Source organism: Microbacterium oxydans, assembly GCF_000956525.1.
Lineage (GTDB): Bacteria > Actinomycetota > Actinomycetes > Actinomycetales > Microbacteriaceae > Microbacterium > Microbacterium oxydans_A.
The window spans coordinates 383,111-408,688 of the sequence record NZ_JYIW01000024.1 but is presented as its reverse complement, the minus strand read 5'-3'; the positions used below and the strand labels follow the sequence as shown (position 1 = coordinate 408,688).

General features: G+C 69.4%; 22 protein-coding genes. 10 read left to right on the top strand and 12 right to left on the bottom strand.

Translation table 11 applies throughout. The features are described 5' to 3' along the window. Positions 1 to 163 precede the first annotated feature (163 nt). Both RS83_RS10350 and RS83_RS10345 read left to right on the top strand, forming a co-directional pair. Entirely contained in the window at positions 164 to 934 is a 771-nt protein-coding gene (locus RS83_RS10350; protein WP_045279396.1) for an enoyl-CoA hydratase/isomerase family protein, read from the top strand. A gap of 56 nt (positions 935 to 990) precedes the next feature. Further along, positions 991 to 2,514 carry an ATP-dependent DNA ligase gene (locus tag RS83_RS10345; RefSeq protein WP_045279395.1) on the top strand — a complete coding sequence of 508 codons (1,524 nt, stop codon included), beginning with the start codon at positions 991 to 993 and terminating at the stop codon, positions 2,512 to 2,514. A gap of 14 nt (positions 2,515 to 2,528) precedes the next feature. On the opposite strand, the gene RS83_RS10340 is transcribed toward RS83_RS10345, so the two are convergent. The 4 genes from RS83_RS10340 to RS83_RS10325 form a co-directional block, all read right to left on the bottom strand. Beyond that, positions 2,529 to 3,038, bottom strand: a complete 510-nt coding sequence (locus RS83_RS10340) for a phosphoribosyltransferase (protein ID WP_045279394.1) — start codon at positions 3,036 to 3,038, stop codon at positions 2,529 to 2,531. A gap of 138 nt (positions 3,039 to 3,176) precedes the next feature. Further along, positions 3,177 to 4,022, bottom strand: coding sequence for a transglutaminase family protein (locus tag RS83_RS10335; protein ID WP_045279393.1), 846 nt, complete (start codon positions 4,020 to 4,022; stop codon positions 3,177 to 3,179). Next, positions 4,019 to 4,945 carry an alpha-E domain-containing protein gene (locus tag RS83_RS10330; protein WP_045279392.1) on the bottom strand — a complete coding sequence of 309 codons (927 nt, stop codon included), beginning with the start codon at positions 4,943 to 4,945 and terminating at the stop codon, positions 4,019 to 4,021. The genes RS83_RS10335 and RS83_RS10330 overlap by 4 nt, the downstream gene beginning before the upstream one ends. Beyond that, positions 4,939 to 6,618, bottom strand: coding sequence for a circularly permuted type 2 ATP-grasp protein (locus tag RS83_RS10325; protein ID WP_045279391.1), 1,680 nt, complete (start codon positions 6,616 to 6,618; stop codon positions 4,939 to 4,941). Before RS83_RS10325 ends, RS83_RS10330 begins: the two co-directional genes overlap by 7 nt. A gap of 203 nt (positions 6,619 to 6,821) precedes the next feature. Here RS83_RS10325 and RS83_RS10320 point away from each other — a divergent pair, with 203 nt between their 5' ends. Further along, on the top strand, positions 6,822 to 8,468 hold the full coding sequence (locus RS83_RS10320; RefSeq protein WP_045279390.1) for a thiamine pyrophosphate-binding protein: 1,647 nt from the start codon (positions 6,822 to 6,824) through the stop codon (positions 8,466 to 8,468). A gap of 27 nt (positions 8,469 to 8,495) precedes the next feature. Then, positions 8,496 to 8,930 (top strand): NUDIX domain-containing protein, encoded by a 435-nt coding sequence (locus RS83_RS10315; RefSeq protein ID WP_045279389.1) that lies wholly within the window; start codon positions 8,496 to 8,498, stop codon positions 8,928 to 8,930. Between the two features lie 76 nt (positions 8,931 to 9,006). Here the strand turns inward: RS83_RS10315 and RS83_RS18785 are convergent, their stop codons facing one another. Next, the gene (locus tag RS83_RS18785; protein WP_052679061.1) at positions 9,007 to 10,932 is read right to left on the bottom strand and encodes an endonuclease/exonuclease/phosphatase family protein; all 1,926 of its coding nucleotides are present in this window, start codon (positions 10,930 to 10,932) and stop codon (positions 9,007 to 9,009) included. Between the two features lie 209 nt (positions 10,933 to 11,141). Between RS83_RS18785 and RS83_RS10305 the strand changes: the two genes are divergently transcribed. Together RS83_RS10305 and RS83_RS10300 are read left to right on the top strand one after the other, a co-directional pair. Beyond that, on the top strand, positions 11,142 to 12,656 hold the full coding sequence (locus RS83_RS10305; protein WP_045279388.1) for an HNH endonuclease signature motif containing protein: 1,515 nt from the start codon (positions 11,142 to 11,144) through the stop codon (positions 12,654 to 12,656). 145 nt (positions 12,657 to 12,801) lie between these two features. Beyond that, positions 12,802 to 13,233 carry a VOC family protein gene (locus RS83_RS10300; protein ID WP_045279387.1) on the top strand — a complete coding sequence of 144 codons (432 nt, stop codon included), beginning with the start codon at positions 12,802 to 12,804 and terminating at the stop codon, positions 13,231 to 13,233. Here RS83_RS10300 and RS83_RS10295 read toward each other — a convergent pair. The 6 genes from RS83_RS10295 to RS83_RS10270 form a co-directional block, all read right to left on the bottom strand. Beyond that, positions 13,221 to 13,595 (bottom strand): VOC family protein, encoded by a 375-nt coding sequence (locus RS83_RS10295; RefSeq protein ID WP_045279386.1) that lies wholly within the window; start codon positions 13,593 to 13,595, stop codon positions 13,221 to 13,223. The two genes, RS83_RS10300 and RS83_RS10295, sit on opposite strands and share 13 nt — an antisense overlap. Positions 13,596 to 13,706: 111 nt before the next feature. Beyond that, a complete protein-coding gene (locus RS83_RS10290) occupies positions 13,707 to 14,336 on the bottom strand; it encodes a response regulator transcription factor (protein ID WP_082071627.1) in 630 nt (209 codons plus the stop codon). Next, the gene (locus tag RS83_RS10285; RefSeq protein WP_082071626.1) at positions 14,333 to 15,583 is read right to left on the bottom strand and encodes a sensor histidine kinase; all 1,251 of its coding nucleotides are present in this window, start codon (positions 15,581 to 15,583) and stop codon (positions 14,333 to 14,335) included. The genes RS83_RS10290 and RS83_RS10285 overlap by 4 nt, the downstream gene beginning before the upstream one ends. A 28-nt stretch (positions 15,584 to 15,611) precedes the next feature. Further along, entirely contained in the window at positions 15,612 to 16,367 is a 756-nt protein-coding gene (locus RS83_RS10280) for an ABC transporter permease (RefSeq protein ID WP_045279385.1), read from the bottom strand. Between the two features lies 1 nt (position 16,368). Next, complete coding sequence (locus RS83_RS10275; RefSeq protein ID WP_045279384.1) at positions 16,369 to 17,343, bottom strand: ABC transporter ATP-binding protein; 975 nt, start codon at positions 17,341 to 17,343, stop codon at positions 16,369 to 16,371. A gap of 83 nt (positions 17,344 to 17,426) precedes the next feature. Next, positions 17,427 to 19,298, bottom strand: a complete 1,872-nt coding sequence (locus RS83_RS10270; protein ID WP_045279461.1) for an FAD-dependent monooxygenase — start codon at positions 19,296 to 19,298, stop codon at positions 17,427 to 17,429. Between the two features lie 130 nt (positions 19,299 to 19,428). Here RS83_RS10270 and RS83_RS10265 point away from each other — a divergent pair, with 130 nt between their 5' ends. After that, on the top strand, positions 19,429 to 20,133 hold the full coding sequence (locus RS83_RS10265) for an IclR family transcriptional regulator (protein ID WP_045279383.1): 705 nt from the start codon (positions 19,429 to 19,431) through the stop codon (positions 20,131 to 20,133). A 106-nt stretch (positions 20,134 to 20,239) separates the two neighbouring features. On the opposite strand, the gene RS83_RS10260 is transcribed toward RS83_RS10265, so the two are convergent. Then, positions 20,240 to 21,619, bottom strand: coding sequence for an MFS transporter (locus RS83_RS10260; RefSeq protein ID WP_045279382.1), 1,380 nt, complete (start codon positions 21,617 to 21,619; stop codon positions 20,240 to 20,242). A gap of 88 nt (positions 21,620 to 21,707) precedes the next feature. Here RS83_RS10260 and RS83_RS10255 point away from each other — a divergent pair, with 88 nt between their 5' ends. The 3 genes from RS83_RS10255 to hpaE are packed head-to-tail and all read left to right on the top strand — an operon-like array spanning position 21,708 to position 25,566. Continuing rightward, positions 21,708 to 23,390: a fumarylacetoacetate hydrolase family protein gene (locus tag RS83_RS10255; protein WP_269429887.1), complete on the top strand. Its 1,683-nt coding sequence runs from the start codon at positions 21,708 to 21,710 to the stop codon at positions 23,388 to 23,390. Then, on the top strand, positions 23,387 to 24,073 hold the full coding sequence (locus RS83_RS10250; protein ID WP_045279381.1) for a GntR family transcriptional regulator: 687 nt from the start codon (positions 23,387 to 23,389) through the stop codon (positions 24,071 to 24,073). Before RS83_RS10255 ends, RS83_RS10250 begins: the two co-directional genes overlap by 4 nt. After that, positions 24,070 to 25,566 (top strand): 5-carboxymethyl-2-hydroxymuconate semialdehyde dehydrogenase, encoded by a 1,497-nt coding sequence (hpaE, locus tag RS83_RS10245; RefSeq protein ID WP_045279380.1) that lies wholly within the window; start codon positions 24,070 to 24,072, stop codon positions 25,564 to 25,566. The genes RS83_RS10250 and hpaE overlap by 4 nt, the downstream gene beginning before the upstream one ends. Positions 25,567 to 25,578 lie beyond the last annotated feature (12 nt).

Here is a 25,578-nt window from a genome sequence, read left to right as displayed (position 1 = left end):
CCCCCACTGGGTCCCTGAACTCGCCCCACCTGGGTCCCCGAACTCGCCCCGCCTGGGTCCCCGAGCTCCCCACCTGGGTCCCTGAACTCGCCCCACCTGGGTCCCTGAACTCCCCCATGGGTCCCTGAGCCTGTCGAAGGGCCCGACGAAAGGACACCCCCGCATGATCGACCTGACCATCGCCGAAGACGTCGCGCACATCACGCTGCGCGCCCCGGCGAAGCTGAACGCTCTCGACGAGCAGGCGCTGCACGGACTGGATTCGGCGTACTCCGAGGCGGAAGCCGCCGGTGTCCGCGCACTCGTGCTGCGCGGCGAGGGCAGGGCGTTCTGCGCCGGGCGGGACATCTCCGACGTCGATCCGCGGGATGACGACGTGATCGGCTTCCTCGGTGGCGTCGTGACGCCGCTGCTGCAGCGCATGTCGCGGTTCCCGGCGCCGACCTTCGCGGTCGCGCACGGCGCATGCCTCGGCGTCGGGCTCGGCCTGCTGATCGCGACGGACGTCGTGTACGTGGCCGAGTCGGCGAAGATCGGCTCCCCGTTCGCCGCCCTCGGCGCGACGCTCGACTCGGGCGGGCACGCCCTGTTCCTCGATCGGCTCGGAGCGCACAAGACGCTCGACCTCATCTACACGGGTCGGCTGATGACCGGCACGGAGGCCGTGGCATCCGGCCTGTTCTCCCGCGTCTTCCCCGACGATCTGGTCGTGCAGGCGACGACGGATGCCGCGACGGCCGCCGCACGAGGAGCCACAGCGGCGTTCCTGGCGAGCAAGCAGCTCGTCGCCCGCATCCGCGATGAGCGCCTTGCACTCTGGGACTCGATCGACGTCGAGAATGCCGCGCAGGCCGCGCTGTGCGACACCGACGACTACCGCGAGGGTTTCGCGGCGTTCCAGGAGAAGCGGAAGCCGGAGTTCCGCGGACGCTGAGCCGGGGCGTGCGCAAGCCCCTCGATGATGTCGGAGGCCGGTGCGACAATTCGTGGATGCTGCTCTCAGAGCTCGTCTCCACGACCGAAGAGGTCGCCGCCACGGCCTCACGCCTGGCGAAGATCGATGCCCTCGCCCGGTTGCTGCGCAGCGCCGAGGAAGTCGAGATCACGACCCTCGTCGGTCTGCTGCTCGCGGCACCGCGTCAGGGACGACTGGGGGTGGGCTGGCGGAGCCTTGGTGCGCTCGACGTCGTGCACGCCCAGGAGTCCGGGCTGTCCGTCGCCGACGTCGACATTGCGCTCAGCGCCGTGGCCGCGGCATCCGGATCCGGTTCGGCGGCTGTGCGAACCGGGCTGCTCGTCGATCTCGCGAACCGGGCGACCCCGGCGGAGTGGGACTTCCTCGCCAGGTCCATGCTCGGCGAGCTGCGCACCGGTGCGCTGTCCGGTGTCGTCCTCGATGCGATCGCTCGCGCCGCCGACCGTCCGATCGCGATCGTCCGACGTGCCGCGATGCTCTCGGGCGACCTGGGCGAGACCGCGCGCATCGCGCTGACCGGATCCCCTGCACAGCTCGAGGCCATCGGCCTGGCGGTTGGCCGTCCTGTGCTGCCGATGTTGGCGTCCACGGCCGCCACGCCGTCCGCCGCGCTCGAGGTCACGGGCGAGGCATCCGTCGAGTTCAAGCTCGACGGCGCGCGCATCCAGGTGCATCGGCACGGCGACGAGGTCGGCGTGTACACGCGCAGCCTGGCCGACATCACGCACCGCGTACCGGAGCTCGTCGACATCGTGCGGTCGCTCCCCGCGCACGATCTCATCCTCGACGGCGAGACGCTGTCGCTCGATGAAGACGGCGGGCCCCGCCCCTTCCAGGAGACTATGTCTCGGTTCGGTGCAGATGTCTCCCGAGAGCTCCTGCTTCGCCCGTGGTTCTTCGACGTCCTGCATGTCGACGGACGCGACCTCATCGATGAGCCGCTCGCCACGCGCCTCGCCGAGCTCGAACGTGTGGCCGGCGAGTGGCGCATCCCCGGCATCGTCACCGCCGACGCCGACGCCGCCGAGCAGCTCTCCCGCGATGCGCTGGCTGCCGGGCACGAGGGCGTGGTCGTGAAAGCAATCGACTCTCCCTACACGGCGGGCCGGCGCGGGAAGTCCTGGGTCAAGGTCAAGCCGGTGCTCACCTACGACCTGGTCGTGCTGGGCGCGGAGTGGGGATCAGGCAGACGCCAGGGCTGGCTGTCGAACCTGCATCTCGGCGCTGCGGATCCCGCCGGAGAGTTCGGCGAGCCCGGCGGGTTCGTCATGGTCGGCAAGACCTTCAAGGGCCTCACCGACGAGCTGCTGAAGTGGCAGACCGAGCGGTTCCCCGAGTACGAGACGCACCGCACTGCGTCGACCGTCTTCCTTCGTCCCGAGATCGTCGTCGAGATCGCGATCGACGGCGTGCAGCGCTCTCCGCGGTATCCCGGCGGCATCGCGCTGCGCTTCGCCCGCGTGAAGCACTACCGCCCCGACAAGACCGCCGCCGATGCCGACACGATCCAGACGCTGCGTGCGCTCCTGCGAGGCTGACCCGGCGCCTCAGTTCACGCGGATGGCGCGAGTCCGAGATCCTCTTCGCGCACGGTGCCCTGGAACGACCACGGGAAGTTGATCCAGAGGTCGGTGTCCTTCCAGGCGTAGTCGGGCTGGATGATCGTCGTCGGCTTCGTGTAGATCGTCACCGAGCGCACGTCTGCACCCTTGTCCTGCAGCAGCTGCACGGCGAGGGCGAGCGTGCGTCCGGAGTCGGCGACGTCGTCGACCAGCAGCACCCGGCGTCCGTCGAGGTAGGCCATGTCGAGCTCGGGCGGCAGCACCTCCGGCGCGTCGAGCACCGTGCCGATGCCGGTGTAGAACTCGACGTTGATGGCGCCGCAGTTCTTCGCTCCGAGACCGTAGGCGATGGCGCCCGCAGGCAGCAGGCCGCCGCGGGCGATCGCCACGACGACCTCGGGCTCGAAGCCGCTGTCGACGATGGTGCGTGCGAGTTCGCGGGTCGCCGCGCCGAATCCGTCCCAGGTGAGCGTCTCGCGCTCGTTCGATGCATCAGTCACTGGTTCATTCTCCTGTATACGAGTGGTGCCGGCATCCACGCCGAGTGGTCAGAACACGCCGCAGCTCTCGGCCGGCGCGCGGCGTGTATTGACCCCTCACGTGCAGTGGGGGCGGGGACGAGGGGCGCGGGAGCGGGGTCAGTCCAGCCGCGTGACCTCGACGGAGACGAACAGCTCCGAGGCGCTCGGCCCGGCGTACACGCCTCGCAACGGTGCCACGTCGGTGTAGTCGCGGCCGTGCCCGACGTAGACGTGCGACTCCCCGATGTCAGCGAGGTTCGTCGGGTCGTAGCCGTGCCACTCCCCCGAGTACCACTCGACCCAGGCATGCGACTCGCCGATCACCGGCTGTCCGATCGACGCGGTCGGATCAGGATGCAGGTAGCCCGAGACGTACCGCGCCGGGATGCCGGTCGCCCGAAGCACCCCGAGTGCGACGTGCGCGATGTCCTGACAGACCCCCGTCCGCGCGGCCCATGCCTCGCGTGCGGTGGAGTTCACCCCGGTCACGCCGCTCTGATACTCCATCGCCTCGCCGATGGTGCGGCAGATCTCGGAGGCGACATCCTCGACGCTGCCGCCGCCGCCCTTGATGCGTGCCGCGAGTTCGAGCATCTCCTCATCAGGTGCCGTCGCCGGGGTCTGCACCACGCACTCGGCGAGCGAGAGCGACTGCGGGATGCGTGCCGCGAGCTCCTCCCAGTCGATCGATGTCCTGGCCCGCGGCGTCACCCGCACGTCGACGACGCTCGTCGCCGTCACCGTCAGCAGCTGATGGGGCGTGAGCAGCTCGAAGGTCGACACCCGCGTGTCCCAGTAGTCGGCGTACGAGTGCTGCGTCGCGGTCGGCGAGATCTCGAGATTCGCCTGCAGCACGAACTGCCCCTCGCGGGAGTGCGGCAGCATCCTGGCCTCGTTGTACGACGCGGTCGCCGGCTTCTCGTACCGGAACCCGGTTCGGTGCACGATCCGCAGCCGGCTCACAGCGCCTCTCCGATCCACACCGGCATCGCGATCGACGGGAAGTACCGCTCCCTGATCGCATCGCTCGCCACGGACATCCCCACCTGCACCTCTTCCATGCTCTCCGACAGCCGGTGCACCGTGTCGCCGATCGGTCGGTACTCCAGCTCGGACCGCAACCGTCCGAGCACGCGGTGCGCCCGATCCGGCGTACCGAACGCCCCGGCCGGGTCCATTCCCCGCAGGCATTCCTCCGCCTGCAGAATGCTCGACAGCACCGACCGCGGGAACAGCCGGTCGACGAGCAGGAACTCCACAGCGGACGCCGCGGTCGGCACCGCCCGATGGCTGCGCAGGTGCGCTTCGTACGCTCCGCAGCTGCGCAGCAGCGTCGTCCAGCTCGGGCCGCCTGCCTCGGTCAGCGACCGGGTCGCCAACAGCCTCGCCGTCATGTCAGCGCGCTCGATCGAGCGGCCGAGCACGAAGAACTGCCATGCCTCGTCGCGACTCGTCGAGGAGTCGACCACGCCGAACGCCAACGCCGATCGATCCCGCACCCACCGGAAGAACGGGTGGGTCTTGTCGGAGGCGATCCACCGCGGCATCCGCGCGTACGACTCGTTCAAGGTCTCCCAGAGGTCGGTCGAGATGATCTCCCGCGCCCGCCGCGCGTTCTCGCGAGCTGCGGCGATGGAGTGCGCGATCGAGGCGGAGTGCTCGCGGTCGAGCGCGAGCAGCCGCACCACATCGTCGCGACCGACCACACTGTCGCCGTCGGCCGTGGTGCCCATGACCGAGAGCAGCGCACGGCAGGCGGTGTCCTCCTCGACCCAGGGATCCTCGAGCAGCAGCTGCAGGTGCACGTCGAGGATGCGCGCGGTGCCGTCAGCCCGTTCGACGTAGCGACCGATCCAGAAGAGCGCCTCGGCGATGCGGCTCAGCATGTCCCGGCTCCCTGCTGCTGCTGTTGCTGCTGTTGCTGGTGGTGACGCGTCTCGAGGTCCTCGTCCTGCGGTGACGACAGGAACGGCGGATGCGGCTCCTCGCGCGGCGGAGACACGACCCCGATCGCGCCGGTGGCGAGCGAGACCTCATCGGATGCCGGATCGGCGATGCCGGTGACAGTCGTCGTCGGCCCGGTGAACAGCGAAGGGTCGAGCACCCAGGTGTCCTTCGAACCACCGCCTTGACTCGAGTTCACGACCAGCTGTCCCTCCGGCAGCGCGACCCGCGTCAGGCCGCCGGGCAGCACCCAGATGTCGGTGCCGTCGTTCACGGCGAAGGGACGCAGGTCGACGTGTCGCGGCCGGAATCCGTCCTCGACCAGTGTGGGAATGGTCGAGAGCTGCACGACCGGCTGCGCGATCCAGCCCCGAGGATCGGCCCGCAGACTGGCGCGCAGCGCGTCGAGCGTCGCCCGCGAGGCGTCGGGACCGACCACGAGCCCCTTACCGCCGGAGCCGTCGACCGGCTTCACCACGAGCTCGTCGAGCCGATCGAGCACCTCCTCGAGCGCTCCAGGGTCCTCGAGCCGCCAGGTGTCGACGTTCGGCAGGATCGGATCCTCGCCGAGGTAGTACTTGATGAGCTCGGGCACATACGTGTACACGAGCTTGTCGTCGGCGAGCCCGTTGCCGATCGCGTTCGCGAGGGTGACGTTGCCGAGTCGGGCCGCGAGCATCAACCCCGGCGCGCCCAGCACGGAGTCCGGCCGGAAGTGCTGCGGGTCGAGGAACTCGTCGTCGACCCTGCGGTAGATCACGTCGACCCTCGTCGGGCCGGCGGTCGTGTGCATCCACACCCGTCCGCCGGAGCAGAAGAGGTCGCGTCCTTCGACGAGCTCGATGCCCATCATGCGGGCGAGCAGCGTGTGCTCGTAGTACGCCGAGTTGTAGACGCCGGGAGTCAGCACGACGACCGTCGGATCGTCGACGCCCGCTGGCGCCGCGGCACGCAGGGCCTGCAGCAGGCGGCCGGGGTAGTCGACGACCGGCCGCACACGGAGGCTGGTGAACAGCTCCGGCAGCGTCTGCGCCATGACCCGTCGATTCGCGAGCACGTAGCTCACGCCGCTCGGTACCCGGACGTTGTCCTCCAGCACGCGCCAGGCGCCCTTCTCGTCGCGGATGACATCGATCCCCGCGACGTGGATGCGCACGCCGTTCGCGCCGACGATGCCCGCAGCCTGGCGGTGGAAATGCGAGGACGAGCTGATCAGCGATGCCGGGATCACGCCGTCGTGCACCGCGAGCTGCGGACCGTACACGTCGGCCAGGAACGCCTCGAGCGCACGCACGCGCTGCTTCACGCCGGACTCGACCGAGGTCCAGTCGTCCGCGGCGATCACCCTCGGCACGACGTCGAGCGGGAAGGGCCGCTCCTCCCCGGCGAAGTCGAAGGTCACGCCCTGGGCGAGATAGGAGCTGGCCAGTGCATCCGTCCTGGCTCGCAGCTCGGCGTCATCCATGCCGGCGAGCGCCGGGTACATGTCCTTGTACGGGAGCCGCACATCGGCGCCGCTCGCGAGCGCCTCCGCCGGGAACATCTCATCCCAGGGTTGCGGTCCGTTCCGCACCGGCGATCGACGAGAGGTGTATCCGTTGAACAGCGACTCCATGAGGGGATACTTCCCCCACCCGGTTTCCGCCATGTTTCCGAGTGAAGTCGGCGCAGCGACAGCATCAGGCGCGGTAGAGTCTGACTGTCCGGCCGTTCTGAGGCCGGTGCCCGAAAAAGGGGCACGAAGCTCTCCGCACGGCTGCTGAGGCGAGACACATACGGATCCTCTGGTTCTCCGTCCCTGTCTCGAAAGGCTTTCGCATGCCCACCGTCTCCGCGCACGTCGCGCTCACCCTCGCCCAGCACATCGACGCCGTCTTCGGCGTGATGGGCAACGGCAACGCCTACTTCCTCGACGCGATCGAGACGCAGACCGACGCCGTCTTCACCGCCGTGCGGCATGAACAGGGCGCTGTCGTCGCAGCCGATGCGCACTTCCGCGCATCGGGACGCATCGCCGCCGGCACCTCGACCTACGGCGCCGGTTTCACGAACACCCTGACCGCGCTGGCCGAAGCCGTGCAGGCGCACGTGCCGCTCGTTCTCGTGGTGGGCGACGAGCCGACCTCCGGCCCTCGTCCGTGGGATGTCGACCAGATCGCCCTCGCTTCGGCTGTCGGCGCACGCACGTACACCGTCGGGCGGACGGATGCCGCGGCCACCACCGTGATCGCGATCGAGCACGCCCTGACGTATCGCGTGCCGGTGGTCCTGGCGATCCCCTACGACGTCGCATCGCTCGAGGCCGGCCCGGTCGCCGACGCGCCCTCACCTCGGGTGCCCGCGCCGTTGGCCCCGAAGGGCGAGTTCGCGGAAGGGATGCTCGATGAGATCGCCGCCGCGCTGTCGCAGGCGGAGCGTCCGTTCCTGCTGGCAGGACGCGGTGCCTGGCTGGCCGGTGCGAGCACCGCGCTGGGCGCCCTCGCCGAGGCCACCGGTGCGCTCACGGCGTCGTCCGCGCTCGGACGCGGGGTGTTCCCCGACGCACGGTACGACCTGGGCGTGACCGGTGGGTTCGGTGCCGATGGCGCCATGGAGCTCGTCCGCACGGCAGACGTCGCCGTGGTGTTCGGCGCATCGCTGAACCAGTTCACGATGCGCTTCGGCGAGCTGTTCGCACCGGGCACCCGGGTGTTCCAGATCGACATCGCGCCGGCGGCGACGCATGCGCACATCGGCGGCTTCGTGCGGGCAGACGCACGGGTCGCGGCTGAGGCCCTGGTGGCTCGCGTCGCATCGCGCTCCGCGCTGCCCTGGCGCGAGAGCGTCGATGTGGCAGCCGCCCGCGCCTATGACGCGGGCGATGAGCTCGCTGCGGACGGGCGCCTCGACCCGCGTTCGGCTGCGCTCCGCATCGCAGCACTGCTCCCCGAGGACCGTGTCGTGGTCTCCGACGGCGGGCACTTCATCGGCTGGGCGAACATGTACTGGCCGGTCGCCGCCCCGGATCGCATGATGATGATCGGCACCGCGTTCCAGTCGATCGGTCTGGGCTGGCCGAGCGTGGTCGGCGCCGCGTTCGCGCGCCAGGAGTCGACCGTCGTCCTCACCTCGGGCGATGGCGGCGGTCTGATGGCGATCGCCGATCTCGAGTCGGCTGTGCGAGCTGCCGGCGGTCGGGGCATGGCCGTGATCTGGAACGATGCCGCGTACGGTGCCGAGGTCAACCTCTACGGGCTGAAGGGCCTGGCCGAGGGACCGATGCGCATCCCCGAGGTCGACTTCGCGGCGTTCGGCGCCGCGGTGGGGGCTGAGGGCGTCGTGGTGCGCACCCTCGAAGATCTGGATCGGTTGGAGTCGTGGGCCGCCGAGAGCTCGGACACCCGCCGCTTCCTGCTGCTCGACCTGCGCATCTCCGGCGACGTGATCGCTCCGTATCAGCAGGAGATCATCCGCGTGAACTCCTGACGGATGCTCGTCGGCTAGCCTTCCTTGATGCCTGCCATCCGGAACATCGCCGTCGGCCTCCCGATCAAGGACGGGCACGTGCTCGCGTTGTCCGGGACGGACCGCGCGCGGGATCTCGAGTTCCTGCGTGCGATCGGCGGCGGGATCGAGTTCGGCGAACTCGCCGTCGACGCGCTGCGTCGTGAGTTCGTGGAGGAGCTCGGCGTGGAGCTCGAGGCGGTCGAGCTGCTCGGCATCCGCGAGAACATCTTCACGTACGAGGGCGAGCCAGGGCATGAGATCGCGCACATCTACGCGGTGAACTCGCTGGCGCTGGATGCGGTGGCGCTGGACGCGGAGCTGCACGTGCTCGACGAGGGCAGCCCGGTGCGATGGGTACGGATCTCCGACATCATCGATGGACGACAGGTGCTGTTCCCCGACGGCGCGACCGAGCTGCTGCTGGAGCTCACCCGTCGCTGACCCTCCATGCCATCGTGCAGGCCGACGGTCGCAGTGACTCGTCGGCCTGCACGGCGCGTGGGTGCTCGTGTGCGATCTACTGCGCGCCTCGGCGGCGGCGCAGCACGACGAGCAGGAGTCCCGCCCCGAGCAACGCGACCGCCGTCAGGACGAACGGCATGCTGTCTGCGCCGGTCGCGGCGAGCGGATCGCTCGCACCCGTCTGTCCGCTTGCGCCCGTGCCGCCGGTGCCGGCGTTCTCGGTGCCGGGCGTGCCGCCGGTGCCGGGTGTGTCGACGCCTCCATCGGCCGCTGCCGTCACAGTGAGCGCTGCTGAGACCGTGACGTCGCCTGGGCCGACCACGACGATGCGGTGCGCGCCGGGTTCGGTGGCGACAGGGATCGTCACCGAGGTGCGGAACGCGCCCGCAGCATCCGCCGTCGCGGTGCCGAGCACGACCGGGTCGGAGTGCAGTTCGATCCGCAGCGCAGCATCCGCTCCGAAGCCGGTGCCCGAGATCGTGACCTGACCGCCGGCGGCGACGGATGCCGCGTCGACCGTCACGACGGGCTCGACCGGCTCGGGCGTGGAGCATCCGCCGTCGCAGATGCTGAAGTTCGCGACGACCGCCTTGTGGTCGGACGGCCAGACCGCATCCGGCGTGAAGATCTCGTCCGCGCTGTCGTCGACCACGCGTTCGTTCCGCACGATCGTCGACTGCGGGCCGACGACCGATGCGCCGTCGATCGTGAGGCGTGCATCGGGCGTCGCGAAGATGTAGTCGATGCGGTCGCGCTCGTCGGCTTCCGGCGCCCAGGTGAGCGACGATGTCGGGAACAGCGCGTTGTCGGATGGCCAGGTGAATCCGGGGTTGGCGGCGGGGTCCGGATGCACGGTGCGGAACGCATCGACCAGTCCGCCGTCGAGGAGGGTCTGCGTGGTCTGCCACGGGATCACGACGCCGTTGTGGTCGAACAGATCGGCGGTGGCAGCCGTCCAGTCCTGCGCCGGTGGCTCGTTGAAGTCTCCGCCGACGACCGCGATACGACCGGCTCCGCGCTCGGCGGCGATGTCGGCGACGAGGTCGGCCGCGGTCGCGGGGCGTCCCGACTGCTCGTTCGCCGCGAGGATCGCCTCGACATCCGTGACCGGGGCGTCGAGCTTGTTCCAGGTGTTCCATCCGGGAGGCCAGTCGCCGTGGATCTCGCCGCCGTAGCCGCGCGGCAGGTAGGTCGTGTACCAGCGGTACTCGAGGTGTCCGCCGTAGACGACGACCTCGGTGCCGTTCACGTCGATCACGGCCTTCGACCACCACTTCCCCACCGTGCCGGTGGACACGATCGGGTAGCGCGACACGATCCCGGTGTCGGTCGCCGTGAGGTGCTGATAACCGAGCAACGCGGCGACCTGCTGCGGGGCCTGACCGACCTCCGGCAGGAAGGTGACGTCGGCGTCGGTCTGCTGGATGACGTCTGCGATCTGCTGCGCGCCGTCGGCGACCTGCGTGCCGCCGTGCCAGACGTTGAAGGTCAGCACGTTGAGTCCGCTCACCCCGTCGACCTCGGGCTTCGGCACTGCCGGCGGTCGTGGCGGCTCTGTCTCGGCCGCGGTCACGGTGAGGTCGATCGGACCGGCGAGCACGCCGTAGCCATCGTCCTCGAGCAGGTAGACGTCGTACTCGCCGGCATCGATCGTGGCCGTGTTGCGGCTCCAGCCGTCGCGGTTCGAGGGCCCCCAGGTGAGTTCGCCGCTCGCCTGCGGCACATAGCGCCAGTCGAGGGATGCCGGTCCACCCGGCGTCGCGCCGTCGCGGTAGATCCCGACCCAGTTGCGATCATGCACGGCGTCGCCGGCGTCGAACGAGATCGTGACGGTCTGGTCGCTGCTGATGCTGGCGGCGTCGAGTGTGAGCGAGGAGTCGGCTGCGTACGCTGCGGGGGCGACGAGCCCGCCGGCGAGGGCGATGCCGGCTCCAAGGAGTGCCAGCAGGCCCCTCCGTGATCGGCGGAAAGCGGAGGTCATGACGGCAGGTCCTTTCGAAGTGCGAATGCCTCGCGATGCTAGGAGCCGCACGTGACCGGGGAGTGGCGTCGGGGTGAACTGGGGTGGGGTGCAGAGCTGGGCGACGGTTACGAAATGAGGGAGGCACCGTTCAATTGCATTCCGGAATATTGGTTTGGTCTGGGGTTTTCGGGGTCTGAATGTCGGTGGTCCCGGGTTGAATCGGAGGTATGAACAGCACTGAGGAAGCCTTGGAGCGGGTCGTCGCCGACCTGGATCTGGTGCTGTCCGAGGATGCGTTCGGTCTCCTGTCGGATGACGCGAAGATGCGGGTGTTGCGGCTCGCTGGTGCGGCGCAGCAGCGGGTGGATGCGGTGGTCGTGGAGACAGTCGCGTCGGTGCCCGCTCGGCCTTCGGGGTCGGGGGATCCGGCGTTCTGTGGGCTGTTCGGATGCCGGACGATGAGCGAGTTGTTGCAGCGGGTGCTGCGAGTGGACGCGTCCGGGGCGGGGCGGGTGGTGAAGGCCGCGTCGTCGGTGTTCCGGGAGGTGGACCTGTCATCGGGCGGATGGCAGCAGGCGCGGTGGCCACGGTTGCGGGAGGCGCTGCTGGACGGGACGATCGGTGTGTCGGGACTGTTGGCGGCGGTCGGCCCGGTGGATGCCGCACAACGGCGGGTGAGTGAGGCGTTGCGGTGGCGGGCGGATGCCCAGCTCGCGGCACTTGCACGGGGGATGGTCGCAGTCGACGAGGAGGATGCTCCCGCTGATCCGGATGCGGCTGCGCAGGAGAGCGGGCCGCCGGCGACGCCGGAGGATCTGCGGACCTATGCCCGGGTGATCATGGCGTACCTCGACCCCGACGGGGCGGAGCCGGCGGAGGAGCTTGCGATGCGTGGGCGGGGGATCCGGTTCGGGCCTGCCAAGCATGGCCTGGTCCCGATCCACGGTGACCTGCTCCCCGAGACCGCGGGAGCATTGCAACGGCAGTTCGACGCGTACTTGAACCCGAAAGTCGACGGGCCACCGGTGCCCGGGGTGCGGTTCGTGCCATCCGGCGACACCGCGGATGCCACCACAGCGGGTGGCGGGTATGCGCGGGGCAGTGATGAGCGGGGTGATGATGACGTGTTGCCGTCGGGTGATCCGGGTGGGATGGTCGACACCCGCACCCGGCCGCAGAAGCAGCATGATGCGTTCGCGGCGATCATCGGCATTGCCGCCCGTCATGATGAGACGCCGAAGCTGGGTGGGGCGGCGCCGACGTTGCTCGTGTCGGTGACAGCGGAGGACTATGCGACCGGTCGCGGGTGGGCGCATGTGGACGGGGTCGATACCCCCGTCTCTGTCGCGACCGCCCGGCACACCGCGTGTGGGGGAACGATCCAACGCGTGCTGTTCGACCCCGAAGGCCGCATCATCGGCATCGGTACCACCGACCGCATCTTCACCACCCACAAACGCAGGGCGATCACCCTCCGCGACAAGGAATGCTTGATCCCCGGGTGCCACGTGCGCGCGTCCTGGTGCGAGATCCACCATGTGCACGAACACGCCAGAGGCGGACCGACACATACGGACAATGGTGTCGCGTTGTGTTGGCACCATCACCGCACCCTCGACACATCAGGGTGGGAGATCCGCATGGGCAACGGCACACCGCAGGTCCGCGGGCCCGCCTGGTGGGACCCCGCACGCCGATGGCGCACCCCACAACCCGCACTCACCCACGCACTCACCGGATAGTCCACGCACTCACCGGCTAGTCCACACGCTCACCGGGCAGTCCGCGGACTCAACCATGCATGCACCGGGTAGCTCCACGAACTCATCGGGCAGTGCGTTGCAGGAGGTGCGCGTTGGCGCTCCGATCACCTGCCAGACTCGGACGATGCCAGGTTTTCATCACGTCGAATTGTGGATCGCGAACCTCGCAGAGGCACGCACCGACTGGGGCTGGCTGCTGCAGCAGCTCGGGTTCGTCCTGGACTCCGAATGGCCAGACGGGCAGTCGTGGTCCGCGGGCGACGCATACCTGACGTTCACGCTGTCGCCGAACCTGTCCGATCCGGTGCACGACCGCCGCCGAGCTGGCCTCAACCACCTGGCGTTCCGCGGAGGCTCCCGCACCGAGGTCGACGCGATCATGGAGAGCGCATCGGACCACGGCTGGGCGCAGCTGTACAGCGAGCGGTATCCGCACGCCGGTGGCGCCCAGCACTACGCCGGCTGGCTCGAGAACGCCGCCGGCTTCAAAGTCGAGATCGTCGCAGACCACGAGGCAGCAGACGACGCAGACGCGCTCCCGTCTCAGGCGCCGTAGTCAGGCAGCTGCTGCAGCGTCCAGGTGTTGCCGTCGGGGTCGTCGAAGGTCACGAACCGGCCCCAGTCGAGGTCTTCCACACCGTTCGCCTCGACCCCGACACCGCGCAGGTGCGCGAGCGCCTCATCGGCATCCGGCACGACGACCTGGATCGTGTTCTGCTGCCCAGGCTCGAGTTCGATCCCGAGACCGGTGCCGAACGCGATCGAGCAGGCGGAGCCCGGCGGGGTCATCTGCACGAAGCGCAGCCCCTCGACCGGCGTCTGGTCGTGGTCGGCGTTGAAACCGATCTTCACGTAGAAGTCCTTCGCCCTGTCGACATCAGCCACCGGCACGAAGATGAGTTCGATCTTCCAGTCCATCGCGCACTCCTCCTGGTGGGCACCGTCGACCCATCCGCGTTCACGGTACGCCGCGCCACCGACATCGCACCAGGCCGGTTCAGGTCTGCAGACGACCGTTCCGCGATGCCGTCAGATCCAGCCCTTGTCGAGGGCGATCCGCACCGCCTGCGCCCGATTCGCAGCCCCGGTCTTCCCGATCGCAGCAGAGAGATGGTTGCGCACGGTCCCCGCCGAGAGGAACACCTCGGCGGCGATCGACGGCGCAGCACGCCCGTCCGCCGCGAGCCGCAGCACCTGTCGTTCACGGTCGCTCAGGGGGTTCGCCCCGTCGAACAGGCTGTCGGCGGCGAGCACGGGATCCAGCACCCGCAGCCCCGACCGCACTCGACGGACAGCCTCGGCCAGCTGCTCGGCAGGGGTGTCCTTGACGATGAACCCGCTCGCACCGGCATCCAGTGCCGCGCGCAGATACCCGGGACGCGCGAATGTCGTCACGATCAGCACCCGGGTGGCAGGGCTCGCCTCACGGATGCGTCGCGTCGCCTCGACGCCGTCCATACCCGGCATCTGGATGTCCATCAGGCACACGTCCGGCCGCAGCTCGGCCGCACGCTGCACCGCTTCCGCCCCGTCTGATGCCATGCCGACCACGGTCAGGTCGGACTCGAGTTCGAGCAGCGCCCCGAGGGCACCGCGCACGAGCGCCTGATCGTCGGCGATCAGCAGGCTGATCTCGCCGGCGGCATCCGATGCGGTCACCAGCGCACCTCCACGCGCGTCCCCACGCCGCCATCGGCATCGGCCGCTCCGAGTGCCAGCGCGGCCCCCGCCGCCGCAGCCCGCTCGCGCATACCGCGAATGCCGTTCCCGCCGTCGACTCCGTCGCCAGCGCTCGTGCCGATACCCACGCCGTCGTCCTCGACCGCCATCCGGCCCGGCGACAGCTGCACTCGCACCGAGTGCGCACGCGCATGCCGGAGGGTGTTGGTCGTGGCCTCTCGGAGGATCCAGCTCGCGGTGATCGCCTGCACCGGCGACAGCGCGCTCGGCTCCCCCTCGACCTGCAACTCGATCTCAGCCGCACGGAGCGAGTCCCGCGATGAGGCCAGCTGCTCCACGAGTGTGGTCGCCCTGGCGCCGGACACGGTCGAGCGCACCCCGGCGATCGCCTCTGCCGTGAGCCGCTCGATGTCGGCGAGCTCTGCCTTGGCACGCTCCGGGTCGGAGTCCATGAGCCGACGCACCAGCTGCGCCTTGAGCCCGACGACCGTCAGCGAGTGCCCGATCAGATCGTGCACGTCGCGAGCCACCGCTTCGCGCCCCTCGCTGGTCGCCAGTTCGAGGCCCAGCCGCTCTGCCTCGGCGGAACGAAGGATGAGCCACGTCGACACGGTGTTCACCGCACCGAGCAGCGCGACGATCGCCAGGACCGAGAGGTAGTCAATGCCGCCAGGGAGCAGGAACACGCAGGCTGCCGTGAGCGCGACCGCGGTGACGGTGGTGATCCAATGCCAGATCCGGGTGAGCCCGTACGAGGCGAACGACATGATGAACGGGAGGAAGCTGAGCGCCGATCCGCCCTCCGCCGGCACCGAGAGCAGGACGCACACGATGAGGGCGACGAACGTGAGCCACTGCCGCGTCGACGGCGTGCGCCCGAGGCCTCCGCCGCCGCGCATGCCGTGCATGAAGCCGGTGACGTACAGCACGACGAATGCCACGAGCGCGACCCATCCGACCACCACCCACACGAGCTGTGCCTCGGATCGCAGCAGTGCGATCACCGGGTAGACGAGGAAGACGAGCCAGATCACGGCCATCAGCCAGCCGAACCGCGCCCACGGATCCTTGCCGGTGGCACGAGCGCTCCGGGCGCCAGGGGCCGCCCACGCTGCCGGCGGCACTCCCGCGGCAGCGAATCCCGCCGCATCCCGAGCCGCGTCGCGAGAGACGTCGCCAGAGCCCCCGGATGCTTCCGAGGTCTCTCGCTTCGATCGCTGCGTCATCCGTCCAACCTACTGTCGTCGTCCGCCGCTACTGCCGCGCCCGCGAGCGCTTCATGCCCATCATCACCAACAGCGCGAACAGGGCGAGCCAGACGGCGACGTTGAGGAACAGCATCCACAGCTGATCCGTCTGTCCGGTCGTGAGCACCCCCTCGGTGAGCGGCCAGCGGCTCAGGGCCACGAAACCGTAGAGCGGCGTGAAACGGGCGATGTCGAGCATCATCCCGTCGAGCGGCATGAACACGTTGCCGAAGAACGCGAAGAACGTCATCGAGATCGAGGCGAGGGCCGCCGCCGAGTCCGAGCTGAAGAACAGCCCGACGCCGAGCCCGAACAGTCCGTACATGAGGCCGAGGCCGAGGACGATGCCCGCCGTCGCGACCCAGCGCCAGGCGTCATCGACGTGGGCCCCGGTCATCATGCCGGCGGTGAACACCGCCACCAGCGCCAGCGCGGCGAACGCGACGGACGTGAGCAGCTTGGTCATCGCGTAGCCGAGGGTGGTCAACGGGGTCATCGCGAGCTGGCGACCCCACCCCTGCTTGGCCTCCGTCGCAGCCAGCGAGGTCAGCGAGCTCATCGCGACGGCCGTGCCGTACGCGGCCATCGAGGTCATCACGTAGAACGAGACGTTCCCGTTGCCGGCCGACAGGGTGCCGTAGCCCATTCCGGCGCCGAACAGCAGGTACATCGCGACCGGCATGGCCAGCGTGAACGCGAGCGTGTAGGGGTTGCGCAGCTGGCGGACGCCTTCGATGCGCAGCATGGTGGGTGAGACGAGCATGTCAGTCCTCCGTCAGGGCCGTGAAGGCGGTTTCGAGCGTGGGGGCGGCGATCTCGAGGTCATGCGCGCCGGCATCGAGGAGCAGGCGGGCGGCGGCATCCGAATCCGTGGCACGAAGGCTGAGCCGATCCCCGTCGACCCGGACATCGATCACGCCGTCGGTGCTCCGCAGCAGCGAGACGAGCTCATCGGATGCCGTGTCCAGCGTCGCCGAGACGGTCCGCTCCCCCAGGCTGGCGCGCAGGAGTGCCGTCGGCGCATCCGCGACGACCGTGCCGCGATGCATCACGACGGTCCGGCGGGCGAACTGCTCCGCCTCCTCGAGGTAATGGGTGGCGAAGATGATCGTCCGCCCCGCGTCCGCGTCGGCGCGCATCACGTCCCAGAAGTGCCGGCGTGCAGTGACGTCCATCCCCGCGGTGGGCTCATCGAGCACGAGGATGTCGGGGTCTGACACCATCGCGAGCGCGAACTTCACCCGCTGCTGCTCGCCCCCAGAGCATTTCGACACCCGACGGCGGGCGAGGTGATCGAGGTCGGCTCGCGCCATGACGTCATCCACCCGGCCGAGCGCTTCCCTGCCGTACAGCGAGGCGATGAGACGGACCGTCTCCCCCACCGTCAGGTCGCCGAGCAGTCCACCGGTCTGCAGCACCGCGCCGATCGCTCCGCTCGAGGTGGCCCGCTCCGGGGTGACGCCGAGCACCCGGACGCTGCCGCTGCTGGGCTCGGTGAGTCCGAGCAGCATGTCGAGCGTCGTCGTCTTGCCTGCGCCGTTCGGTCCCAGCAGGGCGACGACCTCGCCGCGCCGGATGGCGAGATCCACCCGGTCGACGGCCTGCACGCGACGCTCGCCGGTGCCGAAGTGGCGCTCGACGGCCTGCAGTTCGAGTACCACGGGGTCATCGGTCAGGGCGACGGATGCCGGCCGCGCGGTGACTCGCGTCGCCGATCCGTCAACAGAGGAGTTGTTCATACCTCCAGCCTCGTCGAGCGGCGTCGACGAGGCCGGAGGGCAGTGTCATCTCCTCGGCATGACACGTGTCATGCCGAGCGTCCTCACCGCACCGGCAGGAGCGCCCCGTCGAAGAACTCCGCGAGCTCGTCCACGGCATCGAGCGGCAGGATCGCCGCGACGTACTGGTCGGGACGCACGACGATCACGACGCCGTCTCTGGACAGCTCCCGCGCGGCGAAGATGTCGGTCTCGGTCCACTTCGACGGCCCGGCCGCGTACACCTTCTCCCAGTCGGTCAGTCCGAGCGGGCCGGACTTCGGCTGGAACAGTGTCGGCGCCGCCGTGACCTCGAGCTCCTCGAACGGCTGCTGATACACGGCCTTGACGTCGAAGACCGCATCGGCGTCGGCATCCGTCGGCGTGAAGCGAGCGAACACCGGCTCCGCCTCAGACGCCCAGGCGGCGAGCGCGGCGCCGGTGCGATCGCCGAACGCGTACACACGCCAGCGTCCGTCAGCCTTGGCGTGGTGGCCGAGGTGGATCACGTTGCCGTCGCCGACCCGCACGACCTCGGCCGACTTGAAGCGCTTGCCGAGCGGGTATCCGGCCGCGAGCGCCTGATGCCGATCGGACCCGGTGATCATCGACGAGGTGTACTGCGTCATGAATCCCGAGGGGAACTCGGCGGTCGCGAGGTAGTACGTCGCGAGTTCAGACGGGTCGGAGATCTCCTCGGGTTTGCGAGCCATCAGGGTCGACCACTCCCGATCGAAGTCGATCAGCTGCTGCGCCACCGGTCGACGTTCGGCGCCGTAGGTCGCGAGCAGCGCCTCGGGCGCGCGGCCGGTGAGCACCGATCCGAGCTTCCAGCCGAGGTTGAACCCGTCCTGCATCGAGACGTTCATCCCCTGGCCGGCCTTGGCGCTGTGCGTGTGGCAGGCGTCGCCGGTGAGGAAGACACGCGGCGTGCGATCGGCGTCGTCCGGTACGTCGTCGAACCCGTCGGTGACCCGATGCCCGACCTCGTAGACGCTGTGCCAGGCGATCTCCTTCACGTCGAGGGAGTACGGATGCAGGATGTCGTTGGCTTTGCGGATGACGTCCTCGACCGGCGTCTGCCGCACCCGGTGGTCGTCGTCCTCGGCGACCTCGCCCAGGTCGACGTACACGCGGCTGAGGTAGCCGCCCTCACGAGGGATGTGCAGGATGTTGCCGGCCTGCGAGTTGATCGCGCACTTGGTGCGCCAGTCCGGGAAGTCGGTGTTCACGAGCACGTCCATGACCCCCCAGGCGTGCGCGGCGCTGGCACCGACGTGCGTTCGCCCGATCGCCTGGCGCACGCCGCTTCTGGCGCCGTCGCACCCCGCCACGTACTTGGCCCTGATGACGCGCTCGGCCCCGGCGTGCTCGCCCGCCACGTACCGCACACGCACCTCGACGGGGAACTCGCCGTCGTCGTGCACCGTGAGTCCGAGGAATTCCACCCCGTAGTCGGGCGTGATGCGGGCCGGACCGTCGGCGGCCGCCTCGGCGAAGTAGTCGAGCACCCGTGCCTGGTTCACGATCAGATGCGGGAACTCGCAGATGTCGTACGCGTAGTCCGCGGTGCGGGTGGTGCGCACGATGCGCTGCGGGTTCTCGGGGTCGGGGCCCCAGAAGTTCATCCAGCCGATGTTGTAGGCCTCGGCGACGATCCGCTCCGCGAAGCCGAACGCCTGGAACGTCTCGACGCTGCGCGGCTGGATGCCGTCGGCCTGGCCGAGCACGAGCCGACCCTCGCGCTTCTCGATGATGCGGGTCGTGACGCCCGGGTACTGCGACATCTGCGCCGCGAGCAGCATGCCGGCAGGTCCCGAGCCGACGATCAGCACGTCGACCGTCTCCGGGAGTTCAGCCGGCCGGTCGAGGCCGGTGCCTGCGGCGTCCTGCACGCGAGGGTTGCCGGAGACATAGCCGTGGTGGTGGAACTGCATCGTCGTCGATTCCTTCCGGACATCACTGTCGGGGTCTTGCGCCATCCGATCGGTTGTTCTATATTCGAACACACCGTTCTACTATTGAACACATCGTATGCGCGACCCGCGCGGAACACAAGGGAATCCCATGCCCGACGGCGCAACCCCGGCATCGCAGACACTCAGTCGCGGCATCCGCATCCTCGAGATCCTGGCCGAGGCGCGGCATCCGCTCACGATCGACGAGATCGCCGCCCGGCTCGGCGTGCACCGCTCGATCGCGTACCGCCTGCTGCGCACCCTCGAAGACCACGGGTTGACCGGTCGGGACGCAGCAGGCAGCGTCAGCCTCGGCGCGCGCATGGCCGCCCTCGCAGCCGGCGTCGCCTACGACCTGCAGGCCGAGGCGCTCCCCGAGCTCACGGCGATCGCGAACGAGCTCGGCATGACCTGCTTCCTCGCGGTGCTCGACGGCGACGAATGCATCACGCTCGCGAGCGTCGAACCGCGCCACGCGGTCGCGAGCGTCGCACAGCGGCCGGGCGCCCGGCACCGGGTGACCGTCGGCGCCCCCGGCAAGGCGATTCTCGCGCAGCTCTCCCCGGCGGACTGGCCGTCAGACGCCTCCGAAGCACTGCGCGTCGAGGTCGACGCCACCAGGCTCCGCGGCTACGGCACCAGTCACGACGAGGTCATCCCGACGGTGCAATCGGTCGCGGTGCCGCTCGTGCTCCGCGGGCATCGGCCGGCGGCGATCGCGGTCGTGCACGTCGCGACCGATCTCGACGACGCGGCGATCGCCGCGCGACTGCAGCGCTCGGCATCCGTCATCCGCGACGCCCTCGACGGCTGACCACCACGCACAGCGCTCCCACCGCGCACAGCGCTCCGGTCGCACTTCGTGTCGTTCGGCAAGCCGATGAGCGACGCGAAGTGCGACCGGAGCGCGAGGGGCGGCGTCAGGCGCGAGCGAGACCCCGAATCGGACTGACCGACTGCTCCTCCTCGTGATCCGGACCCAGCGGGATGCCGGACCGGTCGCGCAGCAGCAGCGTCGCGATGAGGCCGAGCACCGTCATCCCGGCGAGGTACCACGTCACGGCCTGCGTCGAACCGGTCGCCTGCACGATCGCCGTCGCGATGGTCGGGGCGAAGGCACCACCGGCGATCGCACCGATCGCGTACGAGATCGAGACGCCGGAGAAGCGGATGCTCGCAGGGAACAGCTCCGTGTACAGCGCCGCCTGCGGGCCGTAGGTGAAGCCGAGGCCGATCGTGAGGATCGCGAGGCCGATGAACAGCAGCCCGATCTCGCCGGTGTTCACGAGCGGGAACAGGGTGAACACGCCGACGAGCTGCATGAGCCAGCCGATGATGTACGTGGAGCGACGGCCGATCCGGTCGGAGACCCAGCCGGCGAGCAGCGTCGTGAGCAGCCAGGTGACGGCAGATCCGGCGACCGCCAGGAGCACCGGGCCGCGCTCGAGACCGATCGGACCCTCCGGGTTCGTCGCGTAGCCCTGGATGTACCCGCCGGTGGTCATGTAGCCCACGGCGTTGTTGCCCGCGAAGACGAACGCGGCGACGATCACCAGCAGCGCGTGCTTGCGGAACAGCTGCACGATCGGCATCCGCGCCTTCTCCTTGCGCGCGGCCAGCTCGGTGAACACCGGGCTCTCCTCGACCTTGCGGCGCACGTAGTAGCCGACGAGGATCAGCACGACGCTGAGCAGGAACGGCACGCGCCAGCCCCAGATCGCGAACTGCTCCCCCGGAGCGATCGCGGTCATCAGCGCCATGACACCGGAGGCCAGCAGCAGGCCGAGCGGCACCCCGATCTGCGGCGAGGCGCCGAAGATGCCGCGCTTGGTCCGTGGCGCGTGCTCGACGGCCATCAGGACTGCGCCGCCCCACTCTCCACCGGCCGAGATGCCCTGGATGATGCGCAGCAGCACGAGCAGGATCGGCGCGGTGATGCCGATCGTCTCGTACGTGGGGAGGATGCCGATCAGGGCGGTGGCCGCACCCATCAGGATCAGCGTCCACATGAGAACGGTCTTGCGGCCGAGCTTGTCGCCGTAATGCCCGGCGAGGAATGCGCCGAGCGGGCGGAACAGGAAGCTGACGCCGACGGTCGCGAACGCGATCAGTGCGCTGTTGGCTCCGAGCGGCTCGAAGAACAGCTGGCCGAACACGAGGCCGACCGCGGTCGCGTAGATGAAGAAGTCGTACCACTCGACGGTGGTGCCGACGACGGTCGCGAAGACGACTCTGCGCCGATCGACCGCCGATGCGATGGTGCCGGTGGGGGTGAACCCGGCCTGTGACTGCCCGCTCATGGGGTGTCTCCTTTGGTTGTGACTGCATTGTCACGGCGTGCAGCGGACGCGAATCCGGAGTGCTTGCCGAGGGATGAACCGATGATATATGATTTCGAATACGACGCACAAGGCGTCGAAATCGAGCGCGAGGAGGCGCCCCGTGACGGATCCCATCGACCGCCCCGGCAAGATCATCGCGATCCACCTGAGCTACGCCTCTCGCGCCGATCAGCGCGGACGTCGTCCAGCCGCTCCCTCCTACTTCTTCAAACCGGCCAGCTCCGTCGGCACCACCGGTGGCACGGTCGAACGCCCGGCAGGCACCGAGTTGCTGGCGTTCGAGGGCGAGATCGCACTCGTGATCGGCACCCCCGCCCGTCGCGTCTCCCTCGCGGACGCCTGGTCGCACGTCGGCTGGGTCACGGCCTCGAACGACCTCGGACTCTACGATCTGCGCGCGAACGACAAGGGCTCGAACGTGCGGTCCAAGGGCGGCGACGGCTACACGCCGCTCGGCCCCGAGCTCATCGACGCGAGCACGGTCGACCCCGCCGCCCTGCGCGTGCGCGCCTGGGTCAACGGCGAGCTGCGGCAGGACGACACCACCGCAGGGCTCATCTTCCCCTTGGCGCAGCTCGTGGCCGACCTCTCGCAGCACTTCACGCTCGAGGTCGGCGACGTGATCCTCTCCGGCACGCCTGCCGGTTCCTCGGTCATCGTGCCCGGCGACGTGGTCGAGATCGAAGTGGATGCTCCGGATGCCGCCGGCGCCCCGTCGTCCGGACGACTGGTGACCACGGTGACGCAGGGCGAGGCGCCCTTCGACGGCGAACTCGGGTCGCTCCCGGCCGTCGACGACCTGCAGCGCTCCGAGGCATGGGGATCACGCGAGGCGGCTGGACTGCCCGCCGACATCGCCGAGAAGCCAGAACACGCCGCTCCCGTGCCCGCGCGCGCGGCGGGTTCTGACTCCTCAGGGCTCTCTCCCGAACTGCGCGCCAAGCTGCTCGAAGCGCCGACCGCCGGGCTCTCCGCCCAGCTGCGCAAGCGTGGCCACCACGCCTGCTTCATCGACGGCGTCGCCGCGAACATCGCCGGCACGAAGATCGTCGGCACCGCCAAGACGCTGCGGTTCGTGCCCTTCCGCGAAGACCTGTTCGCCAGCCACGGCGGCGGCTACAACGCCCAGAAGCGCGCCTTCGACGCCGTGCACGAGGGCGAGATCATCGTGATCGAAGCCCGCGGCGATGCGACGACCGGCACGCTCGGCGACATCCTCGCCCTGCGCGCCAAGGTCCGCGGTGCGGCGGGCGTCGTCACGGACGGCGGTGTGCGCGACTTCGACGCCGTGGCCGAGATCGGCCTGCCCGTGTTCTCCCAGGGCGCGCACCCTTCGGTCCTCGGTCGCAAGCACGTGCCGTGGGACGTCGACGTCACGATCGCGTGCGGCGGAGCATCCGTGCAGCCGGGCGACATCATCGTCGGCGACAGCGATGGCGTGATCGTCATCCCGCCCGGGCTGGCCGAAGAAGTCGCCGACGCCGCAGTCGCGCAAGAGATCGAGGATGCCTGGATCGCCGAGCAGGTCGCGGCCGGGCACCCGGTCGACGGGCTGTTCCCGCTGAACGCGGAGTGGCGAGCCCGGTACGAGGCCGCGAGCGGCCCTTCGACAGGCTCAGGGACCCAGGGCGGCTCAGGGACCCAGGACGACGCAGGGGCCCCGGGCGACGACGCAGGGACCCAGGACGGCTCAGGGACCCAGGACGACTCGGGAGCACAGAGCGCATGAGCGACATCGCCACCGCGAGCAAGTCGGAGCAGGCGTACGCCTGGATCCGCTCCCGCATCGCCGCGCACGCGTTCGGTCCCGGCTACCGCCTGGTGCTCGGCTCGATCGCCGACGAGCTCGGCATGAGCGTCGTCCCGGTGCGCGAGGCGATCCGCCGACTCGAGGCCGAGGGACTCGTGACCTTCGAGCGCAACGTCGGCGCCCGCGTGACACTGGTCGATGAGAGCGAGTACGCGCACACGATGGAGACCCTCGGGCTCGTCGAGGGCGCTGCGACCGCGCTGTCCGCTCCGTTCCTCGACGCACGGGCGCTCGACGCGGCCGAAGCCGTCAACGAGACGATGTCGCGCATGCTCGTCGACCTCGACGCGCACGCGTTCACCGAGCTGAACCGCCGCTTCCACTCGGTGCTGTTCGAACCGTGCCCGAACCCGCACCTGCTCGACCTGGTGCACCGCGGATGGGCGCGACTGTCCGGCATCCGCGATTCCACCTTCGCCTACGTGCCGGGCCGCGCACAGCACTCGGTCGAGGAGCACACCCAGATCCTGCAGCTCATCCGTGACGGCGCAGAGCCGCTCGAGATCGAGCTCGCCGCCCGCAACCACCGCCTGCGCACGAGGGACGCCTTCCTCGACGCGCTGCATGCCCGTTCCCACCGAACCCCTGGAGAAGACTCATGACCGATTCGCGCATCCCCGCCGATCTTCCCGACCACATCCAGCACTACATCGACGGCGCCTTCGTCGACTCGGTCGACGGCGACACCTTCGACGTGCTCGACCCGGTGACCAACCAGACCTACACGACGGCCGCGGCCGGCAAGAAGGCCGACATCGAGCTCGCCGTGGCCGCAGCGAAGCGCGCCTTCGATGAGGGCCCGTGGCCGCGCATGCTGCCCCGAGAGCGGAGCCGTGTGCTGCACAGGATCGCCGACATCGTCGAGTCCCGCGATGCACGCCTCGCCGAGCTGGAGTCCTACGATTCCGGCCTGCCGATCACACAGGCGCTGGGGCAGGCTCGTCGTGCCGCAGAGAACTTCCGCTTCTTCGCCGATCTGATCGTCGCGCAGTCGGATGACGCGTTCAAGGTCCCCGGCCGCCAGATGAACTACGTCAACCGCAAGCCGATCGGCGTCGCTGGACTCATCACACCGTGGAACACGCCGTTCATGCTCGAGTCGTGGAAGCTCGGCCCCGCACTCGCGACCGGCAACACTGTCGTGCTCAAGCCGGCCGAGTTCACGCCGCTCTCGGCATCGCTCTGGGCCGGCATCTTCGAGGAGGCCGGACTCCCGCAGGGCGTCTTCAACCTCGTGAACGGCCTCGGCGAGGATGCCGGTGACGCCCTCGTCAAGCACCCGGACGTGCCGCTCATCTCGTTCACCGGCGAGAGCTCGACGGGTCAGCTCATCTTCGGCAACGCGGCCCCCTTCCTCAAGGGCCTGTCGATGGAGCTCGGCGGCAAGTCGCCGGCCGTCGTCTTCGCGGATGCCGATCTCGAGGCTGCCGTCGACGCCACGATCTTCGGCGTCTTCTCGCTCAACGGCGAGCGCTGCACCGCGGGCTCCCGCATCCTGGTCGAGCGGTCGATCTACGAGGAGTTCGTGGAGCGCTACGCCGCGCAGGCGAAGCGTGTCAAGGTCGGCTACCCGCACGACCCTGCCACCGAGGTCGGCGCACTCGTGCACCCCGAGCACTACGACAAGGTGATGAGCTACGTCGAGATCGGCAAGACCGAGGGCCGCCTGGTCGCCGGTGGCGGTCGTCCTGCGGGCTTCGAGGAGGGCAACTTCGTCGCCCCGACCGTGTTCGCGGATGTCTCCCCCGACGCCCGCATCTTCCAGGAGGAGATCTTCGGTCCGGTGGTCGCGATCACGCCGTTCGACTCCGACGACGAGGCACTGTCGCTGGCCAACAACACCAAGTACGGCCTCGCCGCCTACATCTGGACCAACGACCTGAAGCGGGCGCACAACTTCGCACAGTCCGTCGAGGCCGGCATGGTGTGGCTGAACAGCAACAACGTGCGCGACCTGCGCACCCCGTTCGGCGGTGTGAAGGCCTCCGGCCTCGGCCACGAGGGTGGGTACCGCTCGATCGACTTCTACACCGACCAGCAGAGCGTGCACATCACGCTCGGCGGCGCACACAACCCCACTTTCGGCAAGAACTGACCCTGCCCGCAC